At 72.1% G+C, this 5,903-nt stretch carries 4 protein-coding genes and 1 pseudogene; all 5 read right to left on the bottom strand.

Annotated features, from left to right (window positions below; translation table 11 throughout):
- Positions 1 to 388: 388 nt before the first annotated feature.
- Positions 389 to 2,530, bottom strand: coding sequence for an alpha-galactosidase (locus tag G3I40_RS39320; RefSeq protein ID WP_164559606.1), 2,142 nt, complete (start codon positions 2,528 to 2,530; stop codon positions 389 to 391).
- On the bottom strand, positions 2,527 to 3,366 hold the full coding sequence (locus G3I40_RS39315) for a carbohydrate ABC transporter permease (protein ID WP_164559605.1): 840 nt from the start codon (positions 3,364 to 3,366) through the stop codon (positions 2,527 to 2,529). Before G3I40_RS39315 ends, G3I40_RS39320 begins: the two co-directional genes overlap by 4 nt.
- Positions 3,366 to 4,310, bottom strand: a complete 945-nt coding sequence (locus tag G3I40_RS39310; RefSeq protein WP_164559604.1) for a sugar ABC transporter permease — start codon at positions 4,308 to 4,310, stop codon at positions 3,366 to 3,368. Before G3I40_RS39310 ends, G3I40_RS39315 begins: the two co-directional genes overlap by 1 nt.
- Position 4,311: 1 nt before the next feature.
- On the bottom strand, positions 4,312 to 5,610 hold the full coding sequence (locus G3I40_RS39305) for an ABC transporter substrate-binding protein (protein ID WP_164559603.1): 1,299 nt from the start codon (positions 5,608 to 5,610) through the stop codon (positions 4,312 to 4,314).
- Between the two features lie 22 nt (positions 5,611 to 5,632).
- A pseudogene (locus tag G3I40_RS39300) lies at positions 5,633 to 5,903 on the bottom strand (glycoside hydrolase family 27 protein); the annotation flags it as partial.

The raw sequence follows: 5,903 nt of genomic DNA, 5'->3' as shown, positions 1-5,903 counted from the left end.
GACCCCGGCGACGGCCAGCGGCACCCGCCGGGGAGCGGGCGCGGGCTCGGCGCCGGGGGCGGGCGAGGAGGTGGGGGCGGGGCTCAGCAGGGATGCCCGGGGCGGCGCCCCGGCTGAGGGAGCGGTGGTCAAGGCGGTCTCCGGGAGGGGGAGGAAGAGATGTCGGACGGGGCGGTGACCGCGCGGGAGTGCCGCGCGTGAGGTCAGCGGCGACAGAGCGCGTCGTCGACGCTCCACGGCGTGGCCGCGAAGAGCGCGAGCGCCAGCTGACGAGCGGGTCCGAACATGTGCGCCACTGTAGGGAACGCCACCAGGTCACCGAAGGCTGTCTCACATGCCGAGCAGATACGTGAGACCGCTCACGCGACCGCCCTCCCTCCCCGCTGCCCTACACCCGGCGCAGCACGACGAGCTCGGCGTCGTGCGCGGCGCTCCACCGCAGCGGCAGCCCGACGTGGCGCAGATGGGCACCGCCGTACTCCGTGCCGTCGGCCTCGTCGCGATAGCGGGCCAGGGGGTCGAGCCCCTGGAGCCGCAGCCGGTCGGGGCGGCCCGGCACGAGCGGCGCCCCGTCGAGGCGGCCGGTGCTCAACGCGCCCACCACCACGCGTGACCCGTCGACGGCCACGGACTGCACCGCGCACGTCGGGTCCTGCGGGGAACCGAGCAGATGGGTGTCCCCGTGGTGCACGACGTCCCGGACGTCCTTGTAGCGGGCGATCCACTCCGTGGCCTGCGCGCGCTGCGCCTCGTCCCAGGTGCCGATGTCGGCCCCGATGCCCAGCACCCCGCTCATCGCGTTGACGAAGCGGAAGTCCAGCGAGCGCGGCCGCGGATCGAACAGGCCCGGCGCGTCCGTGACCCACGAACTCATGGTGTGCGGCGCGTGCGCGTGCAGGTAGCCGTACTGGATGGCGAGCCGGTCGAGCGGGGCCGTGTTGTCGCTGGGCCACACCACGTCGGTGCGGGCGAGCGTGGTGTGGTCGATGCGGCCGCCGCCCCCCGCGCAGCCCTCGACGGTGACGTGCGGGTGCCGGGCGCGCAGGTGGTCCAGGACGCGCAGGTAGCCCGCCACGTGAGCCGCGTCCAGGTCGAGACCCTCGGCGGGGGCCGGGCCCGGACGGCCGCGCTCGGTCGGCGGCCGGTTCATGTCCCACTTCAGGTACGAGACGGCGTACCGGTCCAGCAGCCGGTCGAGGGTGGCGAGCACGAAGTCCTGTACGTCGACGCGGCCGAGGTCCAGGAGGAGTTGGTTGCGCACCCGGCGGCCGGTGCGGTCGGGCAGCCGGTAGACCCAGTCGGGGTGCGCGGTGTGCAGGGCCGATCCTGGGCTGACGGCCTCCGGCTCCACCCAGAGGCCGAAGTCGAGGCCGAGGGCGCGGACCTGGTCGACGAAGCCGTCGAAGCCCTGGGGGAAGAGCGCGGGGTCGGGGTGCCAGTCGCCGAGGCCCCCGGTGTCGTCGTGCCGGCCGGTGAACCAGCCGTCGTCGACGACGAACAGCTCCACGCCCATGGCGGCGGCCCGGCGGGCCAGCGCCAGTTGGTGGTCGGCCCGCACGTCGAACGCGGTCGCCTCCCACGAGTTGTAGAGGACGGGGCGGGGGCGGTGCAGCCGCGTCCCGGCGAGGCGGCGCTCGTAGCGGTGCCACACGCGGGACAGCCCGTCGAGCCCGTCGGGGCTGAAGGCGCACGCGAGCCGGGGCGTGCGCAGCGTCTCGCCGGGGGACAGCAGGACGGCTCCCTCGTGCGGGACGCGGCCGGCCCGCACACGGACGGCGCCCCCGGGCTCCGCGTCGACGGCCATGTGCCAGTTGCCCGCCCATTCGAGGGCGATGCCGTACGTGGAGCTCTCGCCGCGCTCCGGATCGGCGGCGTCCTGCACGGCCAGCCACGGCGCGTAGGCGTGTCCGGGCACGCCCTGGGTGCTGCCGAACTCCAGGGTCCCGCGGGTGAGTCGGGTCTGCGTGAACTGGAACTCCTGCGACCACTGCCCGGTGAGATGGGTCAGCCGGGCGCCGCCCGCGGACACCGGCACGTTGATCGCGGCCGAGTCGATCCGCTCCAGGCGCAGCGCCTCGGATCCGGTGCAGGTCAGCTCGGACCAGCGCCGGATGACGTCGGTATCCGCCACGACGGCGTAGCGCACTGTCACGCGCAGACCGAGGACGTCGTCGTCGAAGGTGAGGTCGAGCGCGGTGTCGGCCTCTTGGTGGGCCTCGACGAAGCGCCAGAACACGCCGCGTTCCTGTCCGGGGCGGCCGGCGATCAGGTCGGCGCCGTTGAACGGCCGCAGCCCGTGCGGGATGTACTCGGCCGGTGCCAGGTCGGCCGGGGTGACGAAGTGGGTGCGGCGTGACCAGTCGAGCGGGGACGGGCCGTGCTCCGCACCCGCCGGGCCCCACACCGACAGTTCGGGCCAGACTCCCGCGCCGGGGCCGTCGCCCTCGCCGTCCCCGCCGAGCGTGACGGCGTAGACGGTGTGCGCGGTGCGCAGGACCCAGGGGTCCGACGGCCCTTCGGTGGTGCTCACTTGACTGCTCCAAGGTTGAGACCGGCCACGAAGTGGCGCTGGAAGCGGAGGAAGACGAGGACGGTCGGGGCGGCGGCGATCACCGAACCGGCCGCGATCACGTTCCACTGCGAGACGTACTGGCCCTGCAGGTTGAGCAGCGAGGCCGTGATCGGCATGCGGGTCTCCGTGCGGAGCACGCTGATCGCCCACAGCAGGTCGTTGAAGATCCAGGTGAAGGACAGGGCGCTGAGCGCGGCGAGCGCCGGGCGGGCGAGCGGCAGGACGATCCGCCAGTAGATCGTCGCGGGCCCGGCCCCGTCGATCACCGCGGCCTGCTGCACCTCGGGCGGGATGGACCGCATGAAGCCGTGCAGCACGAAGACGTAGAAGCCGATGCCGAAGCCGACCTGGACGCCGATGAGCGCCCACAATCTGTCGTAGATGCCGACCAGTTCGCTCATCTTCGACACGGGGACGAGCAGGATCTGCGGGGGCAGCAGATTGCCCGCCAGCATGACGAGGAGAAGGGTGCGCCTGCCCGGCAGCGCGTACCGGCTGAGGGCGAACGCGGCCATCGACGCGAGCAGCAGGGACAGCAGGACGCTGGGGACCGTCACCAGCAGGCTGTTGATCAGGGCCTGCTTCTGGCCGCCGTCGGTCCAGGCCTGACGGAACCCGTCGAGGCTGAACGAGTGCGGTGCGGAGCCGAGGCCGTGTGCCGCGATGTCGTCGAAGGTACGGGTCGCGGTGATCACGACGAGGACGATCGGGACGAGCCACAGGACGGCGAGGGCGCCCGCGCCGAGGTGGAAGCCGGCGGTGGCGGCGCGCCGTTTGAACAGGGGCTGGTTCATCAGTCGGCCTCCCGGAAGGCGCGGACGAGATAGGAGGCGATGACGCCGAAGGCCAGCAGGAAGATGACGACGGCGAGCGCGGAGCCGTAGCCGAGGCGCAGGGACTGGAACGCCGTCGAGTACATGTAGGTGCTGAGGAGTTCGGAGGAGTGGTAGGGCCCGCCGCGGGTCAGTGACCACACGACGTCGAAGGAGCGCAGCGAGTCGATGACGATCACCGAGAGGACCACCGCGTTCACGCTCTTGAGCTGCGGCAGGGTGACGTGCCGGAACTGCTGCAGGCGGGTGGCGCCGTCGACCTTCGCGGCCTCGTACAGCATCGGGTCGATGCCCTTGAGCCCGGCCAGGTACAGGACCATCACGTAGCCGATCTGTCGCCACAGTGCGGGCAGCAGGACCGCGTACAAGGCGGTGTCGCGGTCGGCGAGCCAGGGGCGGGCGAGGCTGTCGAGGCCGACGCCGTCGAGGACCTTGTTGATGAGTCCGTCCGGCTGGTACATCGCCTGCCACACCAGCGCGGTGGCGACGAGGGAGAAGACCACGGGCAGGAAGAGCGCGGCGCGGTAGAAGCCGACGCCCCGCCTCTCCTGCTGGAGCAGCAGCGCGGCGCCGAGCCCCAGGGCCGCGGAGAGGCCGCCGAACAGGACGAGCCACTTCGCCGTGTTCCACAGCGCGTGCCGGAAGACCGGGTCGTGCGCCATCTCGCGGAAGTTGTCGAGGCCGATGAGGTGCGCGGCCGAGATGCCGTCCCAGTCGGTGATCGCCAGGTAGAAGCCCTGCAGGGCGGGCCAGAACACCCAGAAGCCCTCGGCGAGCAGGGGGACGAGGACGAACGCGACGACGAGGGGCGGTACGCGGGTGGCGGCGCCGCGGCGCGGGCGGCGCGGGGACGGTTCCTTGCGCGTGCCGGTGGTGGGCCGGGTCCCGGTGTCGAGAAGTGCCATGTCACTTCCCCCAGATCTTCTCGGCGTCCCGCTGCCAGGTCGTCAGGATCGACCCGATGCGGTCCGGCTCGGACAGATAGCGGATGAGGGCGGTGTCGGCGGTGGGCGAGAGCTCGTCGCTGGAGTCGCGGTTGAAGAACTGCGTGACCTCCGCGGCCGATTCGACCAGCGCCCGGCCCTTCTTCACCAGGGCGGTCCCGGTGTCCTTGGCGTCGGGGTGCGTGGGCAGCGCGGTGCCCGAGGAGCCCTTGAGGTACGTCTCCTGTGCCTCGGCGGTGGCGAGGTAGCGCAGGAACTCCTTGGTCCCGCGGGCGCGCGGGGTGCGGGCGCTCGCGAAGTAGCCGTCGGTGGGGGCCTCTTCGGCCATCGGCACCTTCGGATCGATCTCCGGGAACCGGAAGAAGTCGATGTCGTCGAGCTGGTCCTTGGGGACGGAGTCGGCGAAGAAGGTACCGATGAGCATCATCGCCGTACGTCCCTGGAGCAGTTCGGTGGTGGCGTCCTGGAAGGCGAGTGCCGTACCGCGCTTGTCGATGAACGGGCGCGCCTCGTCCCAGCGGTCGAAGACCCGGGCGACCTCGGGGTCGTCGAAGCGGTGCCGTCCCGCGAGGAGGTCGCGGTGGTACTGGGCGCCGTTGATGCGGATGTTGAGGTAGTCGAACCAGGAGGAGGCGACCCACGCCGTGCCGCTGCCCGCGCCGAGTCCGATGGGGGTGACCTTCCTGCGCTGGAGGGTGTCGCACAGGTCGAGGAAGTCGTCCCAGGTGCGGGGCTCCTGTACGCCCCACTTCTTGAAGTTCGACTTCCGGTAGAAGAAGCCCCACCAGTAGTAGCTCGTCGGCACGAAGACCTTGTGGCCCTCGCGCGAGGTGCACAGGCTCTTGAGCGCCTTGCTGTAACCGGACAGGTCCGCGCCCTGCCACACGTCGTCCAGGTTCAGCAGCAGGTCGCGGCGCGCGTAGGCGTCGGCGACCGAGCCCGGGTACCAGGTGTACAGATCGGGCGGGTTGGCCGACGTGAGATACGTGGGCAGCTGGGTGCGGAAGGTCTCCGAGGCGATGGTGTTGAGCGAGGCGGAGGCGCCGCCGCGCTCGTTGAAGGAGTCGACGACCTGTTGCAGCGCGGACTTCGCCTGCGGCGCGGACAGGTTCGACTGGAGGGTGACGTTGCCGCCGGACGAGACGTGGGAGCGCACGGACGTGACGCAGCCGCTCAGTGCTGCGCCCGCGCCGAGGGCGGAGGCGCCGGTGAGCAGGCGCCTTCTGGTCAGGGGCGGACGGCCCGGGGACGAGAGGGACATGGTGACTCCTGGAGGGGCGTGATCAGTCGGACAGCGGGGTGCGCCACAGCTGCCCGTCGACCCCGCGGTACGTGGCGGTCAGCGGCGTGCGACCGCCGCCGGTGAGGGCGGGCGCCCCGGCGAGGGCTCCGCTGGCGAACTCGGCGCGCTTGGTCCAGTCGGTCCACGTGGCGCCGTCCCGCGCCGAGTCGAGCGAGCGCTGCCACACCGTGTAGTCCCCGGCGCGGGCGACGAGCCGTACGGAGTCGCCGTCGCGGGCGAGGGCGGGGGAGGCGCTGGTGGCGCCGCCGAGC

Origin of the sequence: Streptomyces sp. SID14478 (assembly GCF_010548525.1) — a bacterium.
Lineage (GTDB): Bacteria > Actinomycetota > Actinomycetes > Streptomycetales > Streptomycetaceae > Streptomyces.
The sequence above is the reverse complement of the archived record's forward strand: the minus strand, read 5'-3'. Positions and strand labels throughout refer to the sequence as shown.